Annotated in this window: 22 protein-coding genes; 9 read left to right on the forward strand and 13 right to left on the reverse strand. The window is 49.4% G+C overall.

Annotation, left to right across the window (positions count from 1 at the left end):
- Positions 1–108: 108 nt before the first annotated feature.
- From ACGHTT_RS04725 to msrB, 4 genes are all read left to right on the forward strand, one after another.
- Entirely contained in the window at positions 109–714 is a 606-nt protein-coding gene (locus ACGHTT_RS04725) for a Maf family protein (RefSeq protein ID WP_390593831.1), read from the forward strand.
- Between the two features lie 3 nt (positions 715–717).
- Positions 718–2,196 (forward strand): ribonuclease G, encoded by a 1,479-nt coding sequence (gene rng, locus ACGHTT_RS04730; protein ID WP_390593832.1) that lies wholly within the window; start codon positions 718–720, stop codon positions 2,194–2,196.
- Between the two features lie 10 nt (positions 2,197–2,206).
- Positions 2,207–6,400: a YhdP family protein gene (locus ACGHTT_RS04735; RefSeq protein WP_390593834.1), complete on the forward strand. Its 4,194-nt coding sequence runs from the start codon at positions 2,207–2,209 to the stop codon at positions 6,398–6,400.
- Positions 6,401–6,658: 258 nt separating this feature from the next.
- Positions 6,659–7,168 (forward strand): peptide-methionine (R)-S-oxide reductase MsrB, encoded by a 510-nt coding sequence (gene msrB / locus ACGHTT_RS04740; RefSeq protein WP_390593835.1) that lies wholly within the window; start codon positions 6,659–6,661, stop codon positions 7,166–7,168.
- A 3-nt stretch (positions 7,169–7,171) separates the two neighbouring features.
- On the opposite strand, the gene ACGHTT_RS04745 is transcribed toward msrB, so the two are convergent.
- The 12 genes from ACGHTT_RS04745 to ACGHTT_RS04800 all read right to left on the reverse strand — a co-directional run bounded on the left by ACGHTT_RS04745 (position 7,172) and on the right by ACGHTT_RS04800 (position 15,503).
- The gene (locus tag ACGHTT_RS04745) at positions 7,172–7,816 is read right to left on the reverse strand and encodes a trimeric intracellular cation channel family protein (protein WP_390593836.1); all 645 of its coding nucleotides are present in this window, start codon (positions 7,814–7,816) and stop codon (positions 7,172–7,174) included.
- On the reverse strand, positions 7,776–8,309 hold the full coding sequence (gene yjgA, locus ACGHTT_RS04750) for a ribosome biogenesis factor YjgA (RefSeq protein ID WP_390593838.1): 534 nt from the start codon (positions 8,307–8,309) through the stop codon (positions 7,776–7,778). The genes ACGHTT_RS04745 and yjgA overlap by 41 nt, the downstream gene beginning before the upstream one ends.
- A gap of 95 nt (positions 8,310–8,404) precedes the next feature.
- The gene (locus tag ACGHTT_RS04755; RefSeq protein ID WP_390593839.1) at positions 8,405–8,674 is read right to left on the reverse strand and encodes an HPr family phosphocarrier protein; all 270 of its coding nucleotides are present in this window, start codon (positions 8,672–8,674) and stop codon (positions 8,405–8,407) included.
- 7 nt (positions 8,675–8,681) lie between these two features.
- Positions 8,682–9,581: an RNase adapter RapZ gene (rapZ, locus tag ACGHTT_RS04760; RefSeq protein ID WP_390593840.1), complete on the reverse strand. Its 900-nt coding sequence runs from the start codon at positions 9,579–9,581 to the stop codon at positions 8,682–8,684.
- 15 nt (positions 9,582–9,596) lie between these two features.
- Positions 9,597–10,058 carry a PTS IIA-like nitrogen regulatory protein PtsN gene (gene ptsN / locus ACGHTT_RS04765; RefSeq protein ID WP_390593841.1) on the reverse strand — a complete coding sequence of 154 codons (462 nt, stop codon included), beginning with the start codon at positions 10,056–10,058 and terminating at the stop codon, positions 9,597–9,599.
- A gap of 4 nt (positions 10,059–10,062) precedes the next feature.
- The gene (hpf, locus tag ACGHTT_RS04770; RefSeq protein WP_390593842.1) at positions 10,063–10,353 is read right to left on the reverse strand and encodes a ribosome hibernation-promoting factor, HPF/YfiA family; all 291 of its coding nucleotides are present in this window, start codon (positions 10,351–10,353) and stop codon (positions 10,063–10,065) included.
- A gap of 110 nt (positions 10,354–10,463) precedes the next feature.
- A complete protein-coding gene (locus tag ACGHTT_RS04775; RefSeq protein WP_390593844.1) occupies positions 10,464–12,023 on the reverse strand; it encodes an RNA polymerase factor sigma-54 in 1,560 nt (519 codons plus the stop codon).
- A 130-nt stretch (positions 12,024–12,153) separates the two neighbouring features.
- Positions 12,154–12,879 carry an LPS export ABC transporter ATP-binding protein gene (gene lptB, locus ACGHTT_RS04780; RefSeq protein ID WP_390593845.1) on the reverse strand — a complete coding sequence of 242 codons (726 nt, stop codon included), beginning with the start codon at positions 12,877–12,879 and terminating at the stop codon, positions 12,154–12,156.
- Position 12,880: 1 nt separating this feature from the next.
- A complete protein-coding gene (gene lptA / locus ACGHTT_RS04785) occupies positions 12,881–13,402 on the reverse strand; it encodes a lipopolysaccharide transport periplasmic protein LptA (protein WP_390593846.1) in 522 nt (173 codons plus the stop codon).
- Positions 13,389–13,973 (reverse strand): LPS export ABC transporter periplasmic protein LptC, encoded by a 585-nt coding sequence (lptC, locus tag ACGHTT_RS04790; RefSeq protein ID WP_390593847.1) that lies wholly within the window; start codon positions 13,971–13,973, stop codon positions 13,389–13,391. Before lptC ends, lptA begins: the two co-directional genes overlap by 14 nt.
- A gap of 4 nt (positions 13,974–13,977) precedes the next feature.
- Positions 13,978–14,508: a KdsC family phosphatase gene (locus ACGHTT_RS04795; RefSeq protein ID WP_390593848.1), complete on the reverse strand. Its 531-nt coding sequence runs from the start codon at positions 14,506–14,508 to the stop codon at positions 13,978–13,980.
- A gap of 20 nt (positions 14,509–14,528) precedes the next feature.
- Complete coding sequence (locus ACGHTT_RS04800) at positions 14,529–15,503, reverse strand: KpsF/GutQ family sugar-phosphate isomerase (RefSeq protein WP_390593849.1); 975 nt, start codon at positions 15,501–15,503, stop codon at positions 14,529–14,531.
- A 178-nt stretch (positions 15,504–15,681) separates the two neighbouring features.
- Here ACGHTT_RS04800 and ACGHTT_RS04805 point away from each other — a divergent pair, with 178 nt between their 5' ends.
- The 5 genes from ACGHTT_RS04805 (at position 15,682) to hisD (ending at position 19,947) form a co-directional block, all read left to right on the forward strand.
- Positions 15,682–16,305 (forward strand): phospholipid-binding protein MlaC, encoded by a 624-nt coding sequence (locus ACGHTT_RS04805; protein WP_390593850.1) that lies wholly within the window; start codon positions 15,682–15,684, stop codon positions 16,303–16,305.
- 126 nt (positions 16,306–16,431) lie between these two features.
- A complete protein-coding gene (locus ACGHTT_RS04810; RefSeq protein ID WP_390593852.1) occupies positions 16,432–16,662 on the forward strand; it encodes a BolA family protein in 231 nt (76 codons plus the stop codon).
- 75 nt (positions 16,663–16,737) lie between these two features.
- Positions 16,738–18,000, forward strand: a complete 1,263-nt coding sequence (murA, locus tag ACGHTT_RS04815; protein ID WP_390593853.1) for a UDP-N-acetylglucosamine 1-carboxyvinyltransferase — start codon at positions 16,738–16,740, stop codon at positions 17,998–18,000.
- Entirely contained in the window at positions 18,000–18,629 is a 630-nt protein-coding gene (gene hisG / locus ACGHTT_RS04820) for an ATP phosphoribosyltransferase (protein ID WP_390593854.1), read from the forward strand. Before murA ends, hisG begins: the two co-directional genes overlap by 1 nt.
- 19 nt (positions 18,630–18,648) lie before the next feature.
- A complete protein-coding gene (hisD, locus tag ACGHTT_RS04825) occupies positions 18,649–19,947 on the forward strand; it encodes a histidinol dehydrogenase (protein WP_390593855.1) in 1,299 nt (432 codons plus the stop codon).
- A 5-nt stretch (positions 19,948–19,952) separates the two neighbouring features.
- On the opposite strand, the gene ACGHTT_RS04830 is transcribed toward hisD, so the two are convergent.
- Positions 19,953–21,086, reverse strand: a complete 1,134-nt coding sequence (locus ACGHTT_RS04830) for a trypsin-like peptidase domain-containing protein (RefSeq protein WP_390593856.1) — start codon at positions 21,084–21,086, stop codon at positions 19,953–19,955.
- Between the last annotated feature and the right edge of the window lie 141 nt (positions 21,087–21,227).

The raw sequence follows: 21,227 nt of genomic DNA on the forward strand, positions 1-21,227 counted from the left end.
GTCCATGGATATTTGCTCGGATAGAGCGAGTAGCCCTAGGTTTAGGATTACTCGCTCTAGGTTAAGGATATAATGTGAGGATTGTGGTTCTATCGCCAAGGAAGATGTATGGTTAAGCTACCGCTGGTTTTAGCGTCTCAGTCTCCTCGGCGCAGGGAGATACTACTGCAACTGGGCGTGAACTTTACCCAGATATCTGTCGATGTTGAAGAAGTCCCCCTCGTCAATGAATTACCTGCCGCTTATGTGTGTCGCTTAGCGGAAGCAAAGGCGCACGCCGGTTATGGTCGTCAGAATGCCGCCGTCGTGCTGGGCGCTGACACGGTGGTTGTTTGCGACGAGCAAATTTTGGAAAAACCTGAATCAGAGGCGCATGCTAAGTCCATGTGGCGGCGTTTATCTGGCCGCAGCCACGAGGTTTTAACCAGTGTTTGTATGTATAACGGTGAAGTAACGGCGCTTGAGCTTTCGGTAACGCAGGTTCAATTCATCGCGCTGACAGACGACATGATCGATAAATACTGGCTTACCGGCGAAGGTCTTGATAAAGCGGGCGGATACGCTATTCAAGGAATGGGGGCAGCTTTCGTTAAACGTATTTCTGGTAGTTACTCTGGGGTAGTCGGGTTACCGATAGAGAAGCTGATACCGATGTTTGATCAGTTTGATATAACCTATTGGTGTCAATCCACAAAAAATAGGGCCTTGGGCTAAACCATGAGTGAAGAGTTGTTAATTAATGTGGCCCCAACCGAAACGCGTGTTGCTTTAGTAGAAAATGGTGTGCTGCAGGAAGTTTACATTGAGCGCCCACAGCGTAGAGGTTTAGTTGGCAATATTTACAAAGGTAAAGTTGTGCGCGTGCTGCCGGGAATGCAGGCGGCATTTATTAATATCGGTCTTGAGCGTGCCGGTTTTATTCATGCCGCCGATATAGCGCCATTGGATGAAAATGGCATGGAGGCGCGGCAAGTCGAAGTACCTGATATTCGAAGCCTAGTGCACGAGGGGCAAACTTTAGTCGTGCAAGTTACTAAAGATGCCATCGGCACCAAGGGCGCTAGATTAACCACTCATCTCTCGCTTTCCTCGCGCTATCTCGTGTACATGCCTAAAACAGAACATATTGGTATCTCCACTCGCATTGAAGAAGAGGCAGAGAGGGAGCGGTTAAAGCAGTTGGTTGAGCGCGCCATCACGGAAAATAATGGCGTAGGGCGAGGTGGTTTTATTGTGCGAACCGTTGCTGAACTCGCCACAGAAGCTGAAATTATGGCGGATGTGCCTTTTCTTTACCGGCTTTGGGATAATTTGAGTGGTGCTATTTCTGCAGCAGCAGTGCCCTCTGTTTTGCATGAGGATTTGCCATTGTTTTTGCGTACTTTGCGCGATTTGGTAAAACCTAATTTAGAAAAAATCCGAGTTGATTCGCGTGAAGTTTATGCTCGCATGAATGAATTTGCTCATCAATATTCGCCGGAAATTGCGAGCCTGTTGGAGCATTATCCGGGCGAGCGTCCACTGTTTGACCTATACGGGGTCGAAGACGAAATTGAGCGTGCACTTGAAACCAAAGTGCCGTTGAAGTCGGGTGGCTATCTGTTAATTGAGCAAACTGAAGCGATGACCACCGTCGACGTGAATACTGGCGCTTTTGTCGGTCATCGTAATTTAGAAGAGACAATCTTCAAAACCAACCTTGAAGCGGCAACCATGATTGCCCGGCAGCTGCGCTTACGAAATTTGGGCGGCATCATTATTCTTGACTTTATCGACATGCAAGATAAGGAACATCAGCGTCAGGTTTTGAGAACCCTTGAAAAAATGATGGAGCGCGATAACGCCAAAACAAGTATCACTGGGGTGTCAGAACTTGGCTTGGTAGAAATGACACGCAAGCGTACGCGCGAGTCTTTAGGTCAGGTTATGTGCGCGCCTTGTCCCGTTTGTCAGGGACGAGGGCAGTTAAAATCTGTAGAAACTGTGTGTTTTGAGTTGTTTCGAGAAATTCTACGGGAGGCTCGATCTTACGAGAACGAAAGTTTTTTGGTGCTCGGCGCACAGGTTGTTATTGATCGATTGCTCGATGAGGAGTCCGCAAATGTCGCAGACTTAGAGGAGTTTATCGGGCGGCCAGTGAAGTTTCAGGTGGAAACACTGTATAGCCAAGAACAATACGACATTATCTTGGTTTGATGAACACACTATGAAAAAACTCGGCTCCTTTATTGCCATCACCCTAGGCCATTTCTGGCGCCTTATCGCACTGCTGTTAATTTTGTGTGCGCTATTTGTACAGTTAGGCCGAATGGCGACACCGATGGTTGCGGATTATCGCCAGCCTTTGGTTGATTACCTCGCCAATAAGTTGGGCATGCAGGTGGCTATTAACTCGCTCGATGCTCGCTGGGAAAGCTTGTTACCTGTGCTTGCATTAGAGGGTTTGGTTATTTCTACACCCAACGGGAAAGTGGTGTTGGAAGTAGAAAGTGCGCTAGCCGAAGTGGATTTAATCGACACAGTATTAGAGCAGCAACTACGTTTTTCGGATGTTGAGTTTTTGGGTTTACGAAGTAATTTTGTTGAAAATGATAGCGGTTCTTTTAGTCTTGAAGGGCTCAGTTCGAACACGAGCGCCGTTAAAGATTCAGCACCTACGCCTTACACGCTCGATGATTTACGAGATGTTTTCCTGATTGGAAAACAGGTGAATTTAATTGATTTAAAAACTCGAATTCGCCTCGTCAGTGGTCATGAGCTTGAAGTTACAGTGAATAGGATATTGCTGGAGCATGGTAACAATCGTCATCGATTAAGTGCCTCTATTCAATTGGAAGATAAACCAGAAGCAATATCTATAATTATGGAAGGTAGCGGCGACCCCTTCGATATTTCTGAGTTTGGTTCCAAGGCTTATCTACGAATAGATGACTTTCCCACCGAAAAATTATTGGCGTTAGTTGCTCGACGCTATTGGCAAAGTTTGCCCGAGGGGCAGTGGCGACGGGAAGGTCAGGCGAGTATTGAAGCTTGGCTAACACTGGCGCCAGACAAAGGCCTGAGTTGGTTGGGTCGCGTTAGCTTGAGTGGTTTACCCTTTGAATTAAAAGGTCATCAAGTTCCCTTTCGGTCCGTCGAAGCAGAAATTGTTGGCGACGCTAATTTTGATGGTAATTGGCTTTTACAATTACAAAATATCAATATGCAATGGGGTGATACTGCACACCCTGCGTTTGCTGTGCAAATCCAATCGAACGCTGAAAAGGCCATGAGTCTCAATGCCGATCGTGTGGTGCTGCAGTATTGGCACAAATGGTTGAATGATAGCCAGTTGTTGCCGCCAGCTCTGGTTGAAGTGTTCGATGAACTAAGCCCAGCGGGAAGCCTTCAAAATGTGCATCTGACGTGGCCTCAAGCTGATCCATCAACTTTTTTATTGCAAACTAATTTGGCTAATGTATCGGCCCTTGCTTGGCGAGGTGCGCCGGCTGTAACTGGCGTGGATGGCTACTTAGAAACAACAAAAGATAGTGGTTTTGTTGATTTGGATAGTCGCCAAGGATTCAGCATGCACTATACCACTGTCTATGAAAATGCCATGGATTATGAGACGGCTAATGGACAGGTAGCTTGGTGGCTTAAACCTGATGAGAAAACGCTTTATGTTAATAGCGGGCCTATTCGGTTGGCTGGTGAAGACGGAAATGCCACAGGCTTCTTATACATTAATGCGCCGCTGCAGCGTGAAGATCACACGCTAGAACTTTTACTACAAATTGGTATCGAGGGATCAGCGGCTCAATACCATAAGAAGTATGTGCCCTTTGTGGTGTCCGAAAACTTACGGCAGTGGCTTGATGTTGCGGTGCAGCAGGGCGATGTTCGCCAAGGTGGATTTATTTTTCATGGTTTTATTTCTGGCACTTTAGCGCGCATGCCGAGTGTTCAGCTGTGGCTAGATATTGAAAATGCTGCACTCGATTACTCTTCGCCCTGGCCAGCAGTATCCGATGTGAGCGCAGAACTGGTTCTAGATACATCGCACCTGATTGTTAATGCCACGGCAGGGCGAATTTATGACTCTAGCTTACAGCACGCTAAGGTGGAGTTGATCACTCAGGAGAATGGCTCTTCAAATTTATTGATTGATGGTCGACTGGCTGGCCCATTGGCCAATGGACAGAAACTCTTGGCTGAAAGTCCATTAGCCGAAATTACCAACCACACCTTTGCTGATTGGCTCATGAATGGGCGTTTTACAGCCGATTTGGCGTTAAATGTACCTATGACGGAGGGTGCTGATGAGCTGGGGTTTGATGTTCAGGTCGAGGTTGCAAACGGTGACTTAGCGCTTCCTTTTTTAAAGCTATCAGCGACAGATTTAACCGGTGAATTAAAAATATCAAGCCAGGATGCAATCGTTATTCGTTCGTTAAGTGGCCGTCTGTGGGATCAACCGTTACGTGTTAGTTCTGAGCTGAAGGGTAGCAGGCAAGTGTTGGGGATAACGTTGGATGCCCAGGCAGATATTGCCGATTTAGTGAGTTGGGCGGGTTTTTCGCCGGTTAAACAAGTCTCGGGTGTTTCGAATTATTCCGTGACGATAGACGTTCCATGGGGGCGGGGTCAAGACAGTGACGCGTTGGTAAATATTGGCGTTACAAGTGACCTCATCGGGCTCAACGTCAATCTGCCTGCGCCCTTGGGTAAAACGCCCGATAAGGCATTGCCGTTTACGTTAAATATTCCGCTCACTGAGCAAAGTTTAAACGTTAGCGCGCGTGCAGGTAATGTTGTAGATACGGTTCTCCTGTGGTCGAAGGCTGATCAGGGGTTTAATTTCAATCGAGGTGCTGTACAGCTATTTGGTCAGGCGCGATTACCGGCACAGCCGATGCTTCGATTGGGTGCGAGCTTTCAATCCTTTGACGTGAGTGCTTGGCTAAATGCTTTTGATGGGCAGTGGAGTGCTATACGTGCTCCGCTTGATGTTTCTCCTGATGAAAGTGTTGCGGGTGCTGACGTCATGCCGCAGTCAGATAGCGTCACCCCCTTGCCACTTTACATTGTGCTCGACACCGAACAGTTATTATTAGATGGCCAGCACGACATAGGTGAAACACACTTAGAAGGTATAAAAAGTGCTGACCGTTGGGTGTTTAGTTTACAAAATGAGAGGCTGGCAGGTACTTTGAATCTACCGCTAGCGACAAACAGTCCATTGGATCTCTCCTTGAAAGTTTTAAGATTGCCGCTTTGGCCTGCGCAAGAAACATTGCACGAGGAGCCCGCGTCTAGCGAGTCGTCTGAAGACGCAACTGCGGACATGGAAGCATTGGCGCTAGAAAAGGCAGAGCTGGCTTGGCAAAGGGTAAGCTCCCTGCCGAAGATTCATGCGGCTATAGCGAGTTTGTATGTTAAGGAAAAGAATATTGGTCAATTGACGTTTGACTCCTATATACAGCAAGACACTTGGCATATCGATAATATTACGGGTGCTTTATTCGGCTTGTCTCTAACGGCCTTACCCAATACCGACGCTAGGGGAGCAAGCTTGTCGTGGAATCATGACAGTAATCAATCTGTATTCTCTGGGCAAGTACAGGCGGGCGATCTAGGCGCGGTGATGGATGCCTTTGAGACAAAGAAGTTAATTGAAAGTAACAAGGCGACATTTAACGCTAATCTAGCTTGGCGAGGTGATCCTCACTCCGTTAAGTTGGAAAGCTTGCGTGGTGATGTGGAGTTTCAGGTTAAGGATGGCCGCTTTATGCGTGCCGATGCCTCCGCCAGTAATGCGTTGATGCGACTGATGGGAATATTTAACTTTGATACTTGGATTCGCCGCTTGCAGTTGGACTTTTCTGACGTCTACGCCAGTGGTATGGCCTATGATGAAGTCAAAGGCGCATTGCAATTTGATAGAGGCTTGGTGCAGTTTAACTCACCTGTGTCGGTAAAAACGCCATCGAGTAAAATGCAGATGCAAGGGCAGGTGAATTTAGTCGATAACACCATTGACACTAAATTGACCGTGAATTTGCCGGTGTTAGACAATTTAACATTTATCGCCGCGGTTTCAGCCGGTTTACCCGTCGCTGCAGGGGTGTTTGTTGCAAGCCGATTATTTGAAAAGCAGTTTGATAAAATGACTAGTGTCAATTATCAGGTGGTTGGGGCACTAGATAACCCAACCATGCAGTTTAAACAGGTAGCGGACAACCCGAAAAAGAGTGCCGGTGTTCAGGCTCCTGTTAGGCAAGGTGCTGAGAATAGCGAACCAGATTCAGCGAAAGGGTTGGATCAACAAGGTTTGAACTCGAAAAAAACAGGCCCCGACAATAATCCTATTGACAGTGAGCCGGCCGCTGCAACCGTCGACAACGAGAATGAGATGTGAACGCCGGCATGTGATTGATGTGTGCAATGTGAATGACAATCTGTAGGCAATATGGACTTGAATGCATCGGGCGAGTGCTTGATTCTGTTTGCGTACCTTAAGTGCTTTGACTATCTAGATTTTTAGGTCTGGGCTTGCTATTGAAATTCTGCACTGTAAAGCCTTAGATGCACACCTTCTTAATAAACTCTTCAGCGTAACAAATTAAGCCTATGCGCCTCTAATCCTCATTCATCGACTGTTAACCGAGGTGCCGCCATGACTAGGATTATTGGTTCTATTTTCCTCTTATGCTCATTATGTGCTTGTGCAGATAAAGCCCCTGTAGGCAATGACGTAATAGATCAAGCAAAAAAAATGATTGCTGAGCAACGCGACCTTGAATCGATACCCCGTGATGTGTGGGCTGAGTTATTAACCGCGCAGCAATTTGATGTTATGTGGAATGGCGCTACCGAGCGAGCCTTTACTGGGGCGCTGTTGGAGACCAAAGGCGAGGGCACATTCGTTACCGCCGGGTGTCAATTACCGGTGTTTCGATCTGAGCATAAGTATGAATCTGGCAGTGGTTGGCCCAGTTTTTGGGAGATGTTTAATGCGGAGAATATCGTCCTCAAAACTGATTACAGCTGGGGTATGCGTCGCGTAGAAGTGTTATCTAAATGTGGTGAACATCTTGGTCATGTATTTGACGATGGACCAGAGCCAACAGGCCTGCGTTATTGCATCAATTCGGCGGCACTGGAATTTATTCCCGATCAGCAGTAAGGGCTAATCCTTATATTTTGGTAGCCTGAGATCCCAAATAATGGCCGCGCCGCGCAAGCAGAATGCCCCTAGGAAGCCCAAGCAGATGCTTAGCGATGAATCGAGTTGAAAATGATGGGCAATGAGGAACACCAAGGAGCCGGTTACGCTTGCCGAGACGTAAATTTCGGGCTCTAAAATTACTGGCATTTGATCGAGCATAACGTCTCGAATCACGCCGCCAAAAGAGGCAGTAATCATTGCCATGGCTATGGCAACCAGCCAGGAGTCGTTCCACATCAAAGAGGTGTGTGTTGCCATCACGCTAAACAGCGCCAACCCGGCGGCGTCCATCCATACCAGTGCGCGGTGCTTTGAAGCGACATAGTGGGCAATAAAGTAGGTTAGCGCCGAGGCAATCACGCACACATAAAGATATATCGGCTCGGCTAACCAAAACACTTGGGGTTTGTTGAGGATCAGATCTCTGATGGTACCGCCACCAATGCCAGTGACGACACCCAGTAGGATAAAACTCATGATATCTTGCTGTTTCTCTGCCGCCGCTAGAGCGCCAGAGATTGCAAAAACGGCGCAGCCTATAATTCCGGCAAAAAAGATGATTTCACTAAACAAGGCTGTTAGACACGATGGTGTCGCGTATCGCACGAAAGATTTTACGTGCAGCGGCAGGCGGCTTACCGCGTTCGAGTTCAGACTTTGCTGTGCGCACCAACTGCCTCAGTTGTTGTCGATCTGCGTCAGGGTAGTCCAGCATAAATTCGTTAATGGCATCGTCGCCGTCGGCAATAAAACGGTCGCGCCAACGTTCGGCTAGGTGTTGTTGTAAAACGTGTTGTTCTGAAACTTGCATTAAACCTTGGTAAGCGGACGCGATGGCTTCGTGATCGGCTTCACGCATTAATCGCCCAATGAATTGCATGTGCCTACGTTTTGCGCTGTTGGTTTTGATGCGACCCATTTCCACGATAGCCAATTGGAGCGTTTCGGGAAGCGGGATCTTGGTCAGCTGGTCTTTATTGAGGTCGCATAACTTGGCGCCTAGCGCTTGCAGGGCTGTGGCTTCGTTTTTGATTTGGGTGCGACTTTTTGGGAGCTCTTCGCCATCGAGAAGGTCGTCAGCGTGGTCGTGGTTTGCCATGATAATATCCAAAATCTTTGCTCGGCTCGTCGATTAGTTGCGGGCCGATACTCAGTGGCCCGCATGGTACCCAACTCAGCGATAAAGCGACAGCGTTACTCGCCTTCGCCGAAGTAGTCGTTGATTAGAGCGGTTATGGCATCCATGGCTTCCTGCTCGTCGTCGCCATCAGTTCTTAGGGTCAGCTGTGTGCCTTTCGCGGCCGCCAGTAGCATGAGTGACATGACGCTTTTGCCGTCCACCATTCTATCGCCAATACCTGTTTGTATTTTGCAGCCAAAACGTGCGCAGAGCGTGGCCATTTTTGCCGCCGCACGGGCGTGTAGGCCGAGTTTGTTGATGATCTCTATTTGGGTCTGAATCACGCTATGCTTAGCCTTTTGTGCCGGTTAGTTCTCTATGCCTAAGCTGTAGTTTAGGGGTTTTTTCTGTCAATGCTTTATAAAGTTCTTCGGCCATGTACACAGACCGATGTTGGCCGCCGGTGCAGCCGATGGCGATGGTCATGTAGCTGCGGTTGCTTTGTTCGAATTTCGGTAGCCACCGGGTTAGGTGAGTTAAAATATCATTGCGCATGAGGCGTGTGTCTTCTTGTTCTTCAAGAAAATCTGCAACGGGTTGGTCTTGGCCGGTTAAGGCCCTCAAGTGTGGCTTCCAGTAGGGGTTGGGTAAACAGCGCACGTCAAATACAAAATCGGCGTCCACTGGCACTCCGCGCTTAAAGCCAAAGGACACTAATTGTACGGACATGCTTGTGTCCGAACTTAAGCTAACCCGGTTTTTAACCAAATCCCGCAGTTGGTGCAGGGTTAGAGTCGTTGTGTCGATGACTAAATCGGCGAGGTCGACGATGGGTTGCAGCAGTTCGCGCTCTTTAACCGTGGCCTCTTTTAGGCTTATTCCGTCTTTGCTCAGCGGGTGCTTACGTCGCGTTTCGCTAAACCGCTGAATAAGTACCGGCGATCGAGCATCTAAAAACATGACTTCGATCCGAATACCTTTGGCATTGGCATCGGCCACCAACTGGGGAAATTTGGGCAGTTCCTGCCAAGCGTTGCGAGCGTCGACACTGATCGCGAACAGAGAGTTGGGCGTTGGATCTGATACTAACTGATGTACCAACTCGGGTAGTAAGCGCAGGGGTAGATTATCGACGCAGTTAAAGCCTAAATCTTCAAGTACGTGTAGTGCGGTACTCTTGCCTGCACCGGAGCGGCCACTGACGATAATTAAGCGCGGCGATTGTTTGGCCGTACTTTGATCCGTGCTCATCGTGAGGGGGCTCCTTTATTTCGTGGCAAGGTAGGCGTTTACCCTACTATAGAGTAGTTCGTTCGAGCCAGCAGTTCTGAGCGCCGCACGAAAATCTTCTTGTTGAAATAATTCGGCAAGTTTCGCCAGTGTTTGTAAGTGCTCGCTATTGGCTTCTTCAGGCACCATAAGGGTAAATATGACGTCGACGGGCGCACCGTCGATAGCATCGAAGTCGATGGGGTTCGAGAGGACAATCAAGGCGCCGATAGTGCTTTCACAACTGGCGATTCGGCAATGAGGGATGGCAATTCCATGGCCTAACCCTGTACTGCCTAGTTTTTCACGTGCAATTAAACTGCGAAAGAGGGTATCGGCATTCAGACTTGGTAGATCTGTGGCGATGATGTTGGCGATTGTCTCAAGCACGCGCTTTTTGCTGACGCCCTCTACGCCGTGTTGTACACGGCGAGGGGCTAGAAGGGTTTCAAACTGCATAGGGTTATCGATGGCTTCGGAGTTTTTCTTTGTGTTTAATTAATTGGCGATCTAGCTTGTCAGAGAGTAGGTCTATGGCTGCATACAGGTCTTGAGACTCTGAATCTGCAAAAAACTCAGCGCCACTGACGTGTACTGTCGCTTCCGCCTTTTGCTGTAGTTTATCAACACTTAGTATGGTGTTGATACTGGTTATTCGGTCGTGGTGTCGCCCGAGCTTTTCGAGCTTTGCGTGGACGTAATCTTTTATGGCGTCGGTCAGGTCTAGGTGGTGTCCGCTGATATTTATTTGCATTCGGCTGCTCCTTTGTGTCGCTGCTTTTGCTTGTCAACTGCCCTTTTTTGGTGCAAATGCCAAAGCTGGGCGCCTAAAACTCAGTGTTACGGCGTTGCTTGATCCGGTTTTTAGATCAATCTCTTGCGTTCATTGGATGCTGCTATGCCCAATGACTCTCGGTATTTAGCGATGGTTCTGCGCGCCACTTGAATGCCTTGCTCTTCAAGTAATGTGGTAATTTTGCTATCGCTTAAGGGCTTTTTCGGATTCTCGGCCGCCACCAGTTTTTTGATAATGGCTCGGATAGCGGTGGATGAACACTCGCCACCGGCATCCGTGCTTACGTGGCTGGAGAAAAAGTATTTCAGCTCAAATATACCCCGTGGCGTATGCATATATTTTTGCGTGGTAACGCGGGAGATAGTGGATTCGTGCATGCCCACCTCTTCGGCGATATCATGCAAGACCATGGGACGCATGGCTTCAGGGCCAGATTCAAAAAACCCCATTTGCTTTTCGACGATGCAACTGGCGACTTTTAGCAAGGTTTCATTTCGGCTTTGTAGACTTTTGAGGAACCAGCGTGCTTCTTGTAGATGGTCGCGCATGAAGTTGTTGTCTGGGCTGGTATCGGCCCGTTTGACCAGTGAGGCATAACCGGCGTTAATGCGTATTTTGGGCGCTATGTCGGGATTGAGTTCCACTAACCAGCGATCCTGTTTTTTACTGACAAAGACATCTGGAACAACATATTCAGTATCGGCCTGTGCGATTTGTTCGCCGGGGCGCGGATTAAGGGTTTGGATTAGCCCTATCACCTCTGCCAATTCAGCTTCTTTCAGTTTGCAGCGCCGCATCAGTTGCTTGTAATCGCGATTGCCTAACAGCGCTAGATGATCCTTAACGATAAGCTTAGCAGCATCTAGGAAAGGCGTGGTCGCTGGCAGCGTCCGAAGTTGTATGAGCAGGCTTTCGGCGAGATCTTGGCCGGCGACCCCGACGGGATCAAACTGCTGTATACGATGCAGAACGGCTAACACTTCGTCCAGTTCAACTGGGTCTTCGAGCATTTCCTCTTCTTGATTCAGGCCCTCGGCGATGTCGCTGATAGGGTTGCCTAGCATACCGCTTGGCTCGATGTCATCGATGATTGAAAGGGCAATAACTCTATCCCTATCGCTCATGGGGGTTAAGTTGAGCTGCCAGAGTAAGTGTTCCTGCAGGCTCTCACCCGTAGTATCGCCGCGCTCGTAATCGCGGTCTTCGTCGCTACTTGAACCGCTGCTGGCTGGGCCTGAGGTGTAGATGTCGTCCCAGTTGGTATCGACCGGTAGATCGTCCGGTATGTCGTTGCTCCAGTCGCTATCCATGTCGTTGGACTGGTTATTATCGGGCGTGGCTTCTGGTGTGTTTAATTCTTGTAGATTGGTTTCGGTCGATTCTTTACTGAGGCTAAACTCTGTCTCGCCATGCTCGCCGTTATCACTGTCACTGGTGTCGCCACTTGCCTCTGTGTCCTGCGCCCCATCTTCGCCCTCGGTAATCTCAAGCATGGGGTTTGACTCTAACGCTTCCTGAATTTCCGCCTGAAGGTCTAAGGTTGATAATTGCAGTAGGCGAATAGCCTGCTGCAATTGCGGCGTCATGGTTAGCTGTTGACCGAGCTTGAGTTGTAGTGATGGCTTCATGGTTTGATGACTAACATCCTTTGAGGTAGTACCTCGCAACTTCGCCGAGGCATGGTCTTAGTGTAGTCATCCCTCAAGGCACAGGCAATATTGACAAGCAAGCTCCATGCCTTTATGAACATAGGGTAGATTAGAGGGTGAATTGATCACCTAAATAGACTTCCCGCACGCGTTGGTTGGCTAGCACTGTATTGGCGTCGCCTTCCGCAATAATGTGACCCTCGCTGACGATATAGGCCTTCTCACAGATACTGAGCGTTTCGCGCACATTATGGTCGGTAATAAGTACGCCAATACCGCGCTCTTTGAGGTGCTTAATGATATTTTTAATGTCGCCAACCGAAATTGGATCGACACCGGCAAACGGTTCGTCGAGTAAAATAAACTGTGGCTCTGTGGCCAGTGCCCGGGCAATTTCAACGCGCCGTCTCTCGCCGCCGGAGAGTGCCATACCAAGACTGTCTCGGATATGGGTAATGTGAAACTCTTCCAATAAAGCCTCCGTGCGCGCAAGACGTTGTTTGCGGTTGAGCTCTTTGCGTGTCTCCAGTATGGCGAGAATATTATTAGCCACCGTGAGCTTTCGAAACACGGATGCCTCTTGTGGTAAATAGCCGATACCGGCCCGCGCACGACCATGAATGGGTAGTCCAGTCAGGTTTTTATCGTCGATTAATACGCGCCCTGCATCGTTTTCCACTAGGCCTGCAATCATATAAAAGCAGGTGGTTTTGCCCGCGCCATTGGGGCCGAGTAAACCAACAATTTGACCGCTGTTAACCTCTATGGATACATCTATTACGACGCGGCGGCCTTTATAGCTTTTAGCTAGATTTAATGCACTTAATTTAGCCATGCTATTCCTTCGAGTCGCTGTCTTTTTTCTGAGGTTGAAGAATCATTTTAACCCGAGAGTTATTGCTGGCTCGACTGCCAGCTTCGACTAGCGCGAGATGAATATCGTAATTAATGATGTCGCCGGTCACTATGGAGCCGTCTTGTTCAACTTGTGCATTTTCGGTGATGGTTAATTTATCTTTCACAACTTCATACTTGAGGGTATTACCGCGCGCAATAATCACTTCTTTGTCGAGTGCTGGCTTTTGTTGGAAGTGTGCTGGTGCACCGGTGGCAACAATGCGGTTAACTTTTTTCTCGGCGCTATGGATGACAATCTTGTCGGCAACAATATGAATGCTACCTTGATCCATTTGAACGTTGCCGGTGTAAATAGTAATGCCTTTGTTTTGATCTTGAGTCGCTTTATCGGCCTCAATCTGAATAGGTTGATCTCGGTCGTCGGGTAGGCCATAACTCAAAAAACTGGTCAGCGTTAAGGCTAGCAAGGTTGTACCTTTAACGGCGTTAATAAGGGGCATGGGTTCCTCTTACCTTATGTTTAAGCGTTAGTGTATGGGCTTTCATATCAGCGGTTAAGCCCACTGCAGTGGTAATGCCCGTAGGTGTAATGATTTTTACTGGTTGATCGGTATCGGCTATTTGGCGCTTGGTAAAATAGATCATTCGATCGGTAAAGAGTTCCGTTCTGCCTTTAGTAGGGTCCTCTTGCCATAGGTGCACGTTGCCTATCAGTTCCACTTGCTGGCCTTTTTCTGTCGCACGCCCTCGGTCAGCGGTGATGTGCCATGGCAGTGAATTTTGCGTAAAAATTTGGGCTTCAATTGTTTGTATGAGGGTGTAGTCTTGATCGCTCGCTTTGCCTTTGGGTTGGAAGTGATCGGCTCGCGCGCCGGTGATATGTTGACTTAATCGACCGTTCACATCGTACTGTTTGCTGATAAAATTCGTAATAAAAAAGGCTGGCGCCATTTGTTGGTCTTTACTGCTGCCGGTATCAAACAGACGGCTGGAGGGGTTATCTACGCTAAAAAGATAAACCACAACCATAATTGCGATTATTATCGGTAATAACTTTTTAAGGAATGCCATGCTTTTAGTCTTTACCTAAGTAGGCATTGAGCAGGGCTTGATGTGTGCCTTGGGATTTCATGAGGTAATCGCAAGCTTCTCGCACGGCGCCATCGCCGCCGTTGCGGCTGCTTTGCCAGTGCGCTTGGGCAATGACGTCTGGATGAGCGTTGGCTGTAGTCATAGCGAGGCCAACCTTAACCATGCAGGTTAGGTCTGGATGATCGTCGCCCATGAATGCAATTTGTTCCAGCGCGATCGGGTGGCTCGCGAGTATTTCTTGTAGCGCGGTAAATTTATCTTCGCGGCCTTGTATTAAAATAGAAATGCCCAAATCCTTGGCGCGGCGCTCAACCAGCGCACTGCTGCGGCCGGTGATGATGCCAACCTTAACGCCGGTTTTTTGTAGCAACTTAATGCCGTGGCCGTCTTGCGTGTTGAAGGCTTTCATTTCGTTGCCGCTGTTATCGAAATACAGCTTGCCGTCGGTTAATACGCCGTCCACATCCAATAGAAGCAGGCGAATAGACTGGGCTATTTTTAACACTTGGGTCATGGTTGTTAACTCTTAAAAAACTAAACGATTCCGGCGCGTAATATATCGTGCATGTGCAGCAGGCCAACGGGATGATTGTTGTCATCCTCCACCACCAACGCGGTAATTTTTCGCTGCTCCATGACGTTTAATGCTTCAGCCGCTAAAAGAGATGCTTTAATCGCCTTAGGTTTTTTGTTCATAACTTGTGCCATCGTTGCCGTGGCAAGGTTAATGCCTTGATCGACATTGCGGCGCAGATCGCCATCGGTAAACACGCCAATTAGCTGGTCGTTACTATCGACAACGGTGGTCATGCCAAAGCCGGTGCGCGTCATTTCGACAAGCGCTGAAGAGAGTAGGCTGTCCGGCGATACCTTCGGTAATTCAGTGCCGCTGTGCATCAGGTCGCTGGCGCGGATAAGCAGGCGTCGACCGAGTGCACCGCCTGGGTGAGAGAAAGCGAATTCTTCTTTGGTAAAGCCTCGAGCCTCAAGCAGTGCAACCGCGAGTGCGTCGCCCATCACTAAGGTGACAGTTGTCGATGACGTCGGGGCGAGATCCAGCGGGCAAGCTTCTTCCTTGATACTGATATCTAAATTAACATCGGCCGCCTGCGCGAGCGGTGAGTTAGGGTTTCCGGTCATACTGATGATATTAATTTGCATGCGCTTGAACAGGGGTATCAGCGTTAACACTTCCGCCGAGCTGCCGGAATTTGAGATGGCTATCACTACATCATTTTTGGTCACCATGCCTAGGTCGCCATGGCTAGCTTCGCCTGGGTGCACGAAGAAGGCAGGGGTACCCGTGCTGGCAAATGTGGCTGCCATTTTACCGCCGATGTGGCCAGATTTGCCCATGCCGGTGACTATGACCCGACCTTGGCAAGCTAAAATGATTTCACAGGCTTTAACAAATTGTTGATCAATGCGTGTTTGTAACGCGCTTACGGCTTGCGACTCTATAGCTACGGTTCGCTTTCCCGCCTCGATGAAGGCTGTTGTCTGACTCATGTGTCGGCTCGTCACAGATGGTGAGTAGTTTAGATTCGGTAATGGTATAGTGCTAACCGCGTAATGTCAGCAACACAGTGTCGGCTGGCCTAGGGATTTAGCCGGTATTCACCCGTTGTTTCTTGGCCGGTGTATATTGGTAAGCGAGTGAAACAAGTGATGATTTTGAGGATGATGTATGTGGGGTTGGATTAAAACGTTAGCAATTGCGGGCAGTTTATTGGCGTCGCAAGTGGGTTTTGCAGCATCTGCCGTTGGCCCTCATGAGGTGGTCGTGAAGGTGGTTGATGATTTGCGAGTTGCCGTGCGTAAGCACGATGATGCTACAGACCCAGAGGGGCTTGCCTTAATGCAGGAGATGCGAGGCATTTTAGAACCAGTGGTGGATTTTGGTTTTATCGCAAAAGTGGTTATGGGCGATACCGCTAAAACCGCGACAAAAGATCAGCTCGGCCGGTTTGAGGCTGTATTTCGCGAAAGCTTAGTGTCAACCTATGCGAAAGGTATGAAGGGCTACGTAGAGGCGGAGATGAATATTCCCCCGCTAGGTCCAGAGGCCAAAGGCCAGAACCGCGTAGCGGTGCGGCAAGAGGTGACCACCACCTCGGGTATTCAGGTTATTGATTACACAATGGCAAAAAATAGGAGCTCAGGCGAGTGGAAGTTAATTAACGTGGTTCTGAACGGTATTAACTTAGGTAAAACTTTCCGTAGTCAATTCGCTCAGGCCATTAAGCAGCACAATGGCGACGTGGATAAGGTTATTCAGCTTTGGGCTCAGGCCCCACAGGCTAAGTCTTAAGTGTGTTAGCCGTGCAATAGCTGGCACAAACCAGTAAACTTGGCACCCCCTTAATTGGGGGTGTTTTTGTTTTTGGGCCTTTGATTTTGAGGTTCGTGGTCGAAAAGTGAACAATTGAGGTGGTAAATGCAACCGAGTGAAATTAAAGCGCTGCTTGAGGCTAATATTGCAGGTAGTCAGGTTGAGGTGAGTTCGGACGGCAGTCACGTCACCGTTAAAGTTATTAGTGCGGTTTTTGAAGGGTTGCGGCCTGTGCAAAAGCAGCAGTTAGTGTACAAAATACTGGCCGACCAAATTGCCAGTGGCGCGATTCACGCGGTACACATGCAAACGCTGACACCGGCAGAAGCGGGTTAAAAGGCGTTTTACGCCGGGTCTTCGCCCAAGGCTGAGTCATTGTTTTCTTCGTTAGTTCCAATATAGAGATGTGTCATGGACAAATTGTTAATCAAAGGTGGCGCTCGCCTCAATGGCGAAATTCGTATTTCTGGTGCCAAGAACTCCGGTCTACCCATTCTTGCCGCGACCTTGCTGGCGAAGGGGCCTATGCATGTTTGCAATTTGCCGCATTTAAATGACATCACCACTATGTTGGCGTTACTGCGCTGTATGGGCGTCGATATTACTATCGATGAAAAAATGTGTGTTGAAACTAACACCGAGGGCATGACGGACTTTACCGCTCCCTATGAGCTAGTACGTACGATGCGCGCGTCAATTTTGGTGTTGGGCCCCATGCTGTCGCGCTTCGGTGAGGCCAATGTGTCTTTTCCAGGTGGTTGTGCCATCGGTAGTCGCCCTGTGGATATTCACTTGCGCGGTCTCGAGGCCATGGGCGCAACTATTGAGGTGGATGAGGGCTATATTCGCGCCCGCTGCGATGGACGTTTAAAGGGCGCCCATTTCTTCATGGATACCGTCACCGTGGGCGGCACTGAAAACCTCGTTATGGCGGCAGTGCTGGCAGAGGGTCGTACCGTGTTGGAAAACTCAGCGCGCGAACCTGAGATTGTTGACCTTTGTCAGTGTTTGGTGGCCATGGGCGCCAAAATTTCCGGTATTGGCACGGCCACCTTGGTCATCGATGGCGTCCCAGAGCTGCACGGCTGTACTTATAAAGTGATGCCTGATCGCATCGAAACCGGCACGTATCTCGTGGCGGCTGCAGCCACAGGTGGCAAAGTAAAGTTAAAAGATACCCGCGCCGACATATTAGAGGCGGTTATTTTGAAGCTCGAAGAGGCCGGTGCCGAAATCACCTGCGGTGAGGATTGGATTGAGCTCGATATGAAGGGCCGTAGGCCAAAAGCTGTGAATTTAAAAACGGCACCTTATCCGGCTTTTCCAACGGATATGCAGGCGCAATTTACCGCCATGAACGCGATTGCTGAAGGCGTCGGGATGGTGACAGAGACCATCTTCGAAAATCGTTTGATACAAGTGCATGAACTAAATCGCATGGGCGCCCACATTACCTTAGAGGGCAATACGGCGGTGATAAACGGTGTGGCGCAATTAAAAGCCGCACCAGTGATGGCATCTGATTTGCGCGCCTCGGCCAGCTTGGTTATCGCCGGCTTGGTGGCTCAGGGCGACACCTTGGTCGATCGTATTTATCATATCGATCGCGGCTATGAATGTATTGAAGAAAAGTTGATGTCTTTAGGTGCTGATATAAGAAGGGTGCCCGGCTAATGAGTAAATTAACCATAGCGTTAACAAAAGGGCGCATTCTCGAAGAGACCTTACCTCTATTGGCGGCCGCAGGAATTGAGCCCGAGGAAGATATCAATAAATCCCGAAAGCTGATTTTCGGTACCAATCAGGCGGATATTAGCTTGGTGGTATTACGCGGATCAGATGTGCCTACCTATGTGCAGTTTGGCGCTGCGGATATGGGAGTCTCCGGCAAGGACACGTTGCTAGAAAATGGCGCCGATGGACTTTACGAGCTGCTGGATTTGAAAATTGCCAAGTGCAGTTTAATGACTGCTGCCATTAAGGGCGCAAAAGCGCCGGCGGGTCGTTTAAAAGTGGCGACGAAATATGTCAATGTGGCCAAGCGTTATTACGCCGCGCAAGGCCGCCAAGCCGATATCATTAAACTGTATGGCGGTATGGAATTGGCGCCCTTGATGAATTTGGCCGATGAAATTGTCGATATTGTCGACACGGGCAATACGTTGAAAGCCAATGGTTTAGAGGCGCGAGATCACATTGCCGACATCAGTTCCCGTTTGATCGTGAATAAGGCGTCGATGAAAATGAAGCACGCGCGTATTCAGCGCATTATTGATGATATCGCTGCGGCGATTGCTGGCTAATTTTTAAAAGTTTACAAACATGATTTCTGAGCTCTCTAGTCTCGACGCTACGTTTGATCAACAGCTGTCCCAGCTGCTCGCCTTTGAATCCGATACTGGTGAGCAGGTTGAGCAGACGGTAAAACAGATTTTGCACGCGGTGCGCACCGACGGCGACGCAGCTGTATTGCGGTTTACGGCGCAGTTTGATCAGCTCTCTGTCTCGACCATGGCTGAGTTGGAGGTGAGTTCAGATCGGCTTTTAACGGCGTTTGAAGAGTTAGATGTTGAACAGCGCGATGCGCTGTTACTAGCCGCCGAGCGAGTGCGGGCTTATCACGAGCGCCAGCTGCAGGCTAGTTGGCAGTATCAGGAAAGCGACGGCACTGTTTTAGGCCAGCAAATTACCGCTATGGAGCGCGTGGGTATTTATGTGCCCGGTGGCAAGGCCGTTTATCCGTCGTCGGTGCTCATGAATGCGATTCCCGCCAAAGTGGCCGGCGTCGATGAAATTATCATGGTGGTGCCTGCACCCAAGGGCGAAATCAACCCCTTAGTGTTGGCGGCGGCGCATATTGCCGGTGTCGATCGGGTGTTTACCGTTGGCGGTGCACAGGCAGTCGCTGCGCTTGCTTATGGGACGGCGACGATTCCCAAGGTCGATAAGATCGTCGGCCCTGGCAATATTTTTGTGGCCACCGCTAAGCGCGCCGTTTTTGGTGCCGTTGCCATAGATATGATTGCAGGTCCTTCCGAAATCCTAGTGATTTGCGATGGCCAGACAGATCCGGATTGGATTGCCATGGATCTATTTAGTCAGGCCGAGCACGATGAGTTAGCGCAAGCCATTCTAATTTCGCCCGACGCCGCTTTTCTGAAGGCTGTGAAGGCATCCATTGCTCGCTTGTTACCGACCTTAGAGCGCCATGCCATTGCCGCCAAATCGCTGCGTGGGCGCGGTGCATTAATTCTGGTTGAGTCTTTAGAGCAGGCCATGGCGTTGTGTAATCGCATCGCGCCTGAGCACTTAGAGTTGTCAGTCGATGAGCCAGAGCGTTGGCTGCCAAGTATTCGCCATGCCGGTGCGATATTTATGGGTCGCTATACCGCTGAAGCTTTAGGCGATTATTGCGCTGGCCCGAATCATGTTTTACCCACCTCGGGCACAGCAAGATTTTCCTCGCCCTTGGGGGTGTACGATTTTCAAAAGCGCTCGAGTTTGATTTATTGTTCGCCGCAGGGCGCTAGTGAGTTGGGTAGGTGTGCAAGTGTTCTGGCGCGCGGTGAGTCCTTAGAGGCGCACGCGCGCTCGGCTGAATATCGAATCATCGAAAAGTAATGCGGCTAGCTGCCTGGTTGTGCCGCCATGACGAGCTTCACTTCGGTTTTCTGTAGGCCGCGCTGTATGCCTAGCGTGATGCTGTCACCGGGGCGGCTCTGCTCAATAAATTGCACGCCTTTACGGCCATCGCCGAGCGCTATGCCATTCAGATCCGTGATGATATCGCCGGGTCTGATACCGACCTTATAGGCTGGACTTTCTTTATACACCGCAGTAACTATCACGCCGAGGTTGATATCTAAGCCGAGATTTCTAGCCAGTTGTGGTGTCATTTTTTGCGCTTCAACGCCAATCCAGCCGCGCACAACGTTGCCGTGTTCGGCGATATCTTTCAGTGTGCGCAGCGCCATATCGATGGGTACTGCGAAGCTGATGCCAACAGAAAATCCAGTTTTGTCCAAGATGGCCGTGTTGATGCCGATTAAATTTCCACGCGCATCAATCAGTGCGCCGCCGGAGTTGCCTGGGTTGATGGCGGCGTCGGTTTGTAGGTAATTTTCGAAAGTGTTAATGCCCAAGCCGTAGCGGCCAACCGCGCTGATGATACCTTGTGTCACGGTTTGGCCAACGCCAAACGGGTTGCCGATGGCCAGCACCACATCGCCGACTCTCGCTTTACTTGGGTCGCCAATGGGGATTGCTTGTAAGTTCTCTAAATTAATTTTTAGCACGGCTAGGTCAGTGTCTGGGTCTGTGCCTATGACTCGCGCCTGCGCTTCTCGACCATCGGTTAACAGCGCCACAATTTGGTCGGCACCGTTGATCACGTGATGGTTGGTTAAGATATAGCCCTCCGGATTCATAATGACGCCCGAACCTAGGGACGACTGTAGGCGCTCTTGTTGCGGGAGGTTAGAATTATTGTAGAAGTGGCGAAACAGCGGATCGTTTACCAGTGGATTGGTTTGATTTGCCACTCTGCGCTGAGTAAAAATATTCACTACTGCGGGCGCCGTTCTTTTTACCGCATCGGCATAAGATACCGGCCCTGTGCCGGGCAAATTGTTTGTTACATTGGCCAGTGCTGGGCTCAGTAGGGGGCTGAGTTGTTTCGAAAATACCAGAAAAAAGAGGGCGATAAGTAGGCCGCAAGCAACTGGCCATGCCAGATAATCGAATATTTTTTTCAAGGTCATGCCTGCATTTGCGATTAAAGCGCTTCATTATAGAGTATTGCACCGGTGAAAGGTTGTGCGCTGTTGGCAATAAAAGCGCTTCGGCTTTTAGTTTGCGCTATGGGTGCGTTTTTATCATGGGAGGGTGAGGTGCTCCTGAGC

This window comes from Simiduia litorea, assembly GCF_042853465.1.
Lineage (GTDB): Bacteria > Pseudomonadota > Gammaproteobacteria > Pseudomonadales > Cellvibrionaceae > Simiduia > Simiduia litorea.

Excerpts from the sequence above, each read along its gene's own strand:
- murA (WP_390593853.1), top strand. The coding sequence starts at position 16,738 with ATGGACAAATTGTTAATCAAAGGTGGCGCTCGCCTCAATGGCGAAATT.
- hisD (WP_390593855.1), top strand. The coding sequence starts at position 18,649 with ATGATTTCTGAGCTCTCTAGTCTCGACGCTACGTTTGATCAACAGCTG.
- ACGHTT_RS04810 (WP_390593852.1), top strand. The coding sequence starts at position 16,432 with ATGCAACCGAGTGAAATTAAAGCGCTGCTTGAGGCTAATATTGCAGGT.
- ACGHTT_RS04805 (WP_390593850.1), top strand. The coding sequence starts at position 15,682 with ATGTGGGGTTGGATTAAAACGTTAGCAATTGCGGGCAGTTTATTGGCG.
- lptA (WP_390593846.1), bottom strand. The coding sequence starts at position 13,402 with ATGCCCCTTATTAACGCCGTTAAAGGTACAACCTTGCTAGCCTTAACG.
- ACGHTT_RS04800 (WP_390593849.1), bottom strand. The coding sequence starts at position 15,503 with ATGAGTCAGACAACAGCCTTCATCGAGGCGGGAAAGCGAACCGTAGCT.
- hisG (WP_390593854.1), top strand. The coding sequence starts at position 18,000 with ATGAGTAAATTAACCATAGCGTTAACAAAAGGGCGCATTCTCGAAGAG.
- ptsN (WP_390593841.1), bottom strand. The coding sequence starts at position 10,058 with ATGCAGTTTGAAACCCTTCTAGCCCCTCGCCGTGTACAACACGGCGTA.
- rapZ (WP_390593840.1), bottom strand. The coding sequence starts at position 9,581 with ATGAGCACGGATCAAAGTACGGCCAAACAATCGCCGCGCTTAATTATC.
- rng (WP_390593832.1), top strand. The coding sequence starts at position 718 with ATGAGTGAAGAGTTGTTAATTAATGTGGCCCCAACCGAAACGCGTGTT.
- ACGHTT_RS04725 (WP_390593831.1), top strand. The coding sequence starts at position 109 with ATGGTTAAGCTACCGCTGGTTTTAGCGTCTCAGTCTCCTCGGCGCAGG.
- lptB (WP_390593845.1), bottom strand. The coding sequence starts at position 12,879 with ATGGCTAAATTAAGTGCATTAAATCTAGCTAAAAGCTATAAAGGCCGC.
- ACGHTT_RS04830 (WP_390593856.1), bottom strand. The coding sequence starts at position 21,086 with ATGACCTTGAAAAAAATATTCGATTATCTGGCATGGCCAGTTGCTTGC.
- lptC (WP_390593847.1), bottom strand. The coding sequence starts at position 13,973 with ATGGCATTCCTTAAAAAGTTATTACCGATAATAATCGCAATTATGGTT.
- ACGHTT_RS04775 (WP_390593844.1), bottom strand. The coding sequence starts at position 12,023 with ATGAAGCCATCACTACAACTCAAGCTCGGTCAACAGCTAACCATGACG.
- hpf (WP_390593842.1), bottom strand. The coding sequence starts at position 10,353 with ATGCAAATAAATATCAGCGGACACCACCTAGACCTGACCGACGCCATA.
- msrB (WP_390593835.1), top strand. The coding sequence starts at position 6,659 with ATGACTAGGATTATTGGTTCTATTTTCCTCTTATGCTCATTATGTGCT.
- ACGHTT_RS04795 (WP_390593848.1), bottom strand. The coding sequence starts at position 14,508 with ATGACCCAAGTGTTAAAAATAGCCCAGTCTATTCGCCTGCTTCTATTG.
- ACGHTT_RS04735 (WP_390593834.1), top strand. The coding sequence starts at position 2,207 with ATGAAAAAACTCGGCTCCTTTATTGCCATCACCCTAGGCCATTTCTGG.
- yjgA (WP_390593838.1), bottom strand. The coding sequence starts at position 8,309 with ATGGCAAACCACGACCACGCTGACGACCTTCTCGATGGCGAAGAGCTC.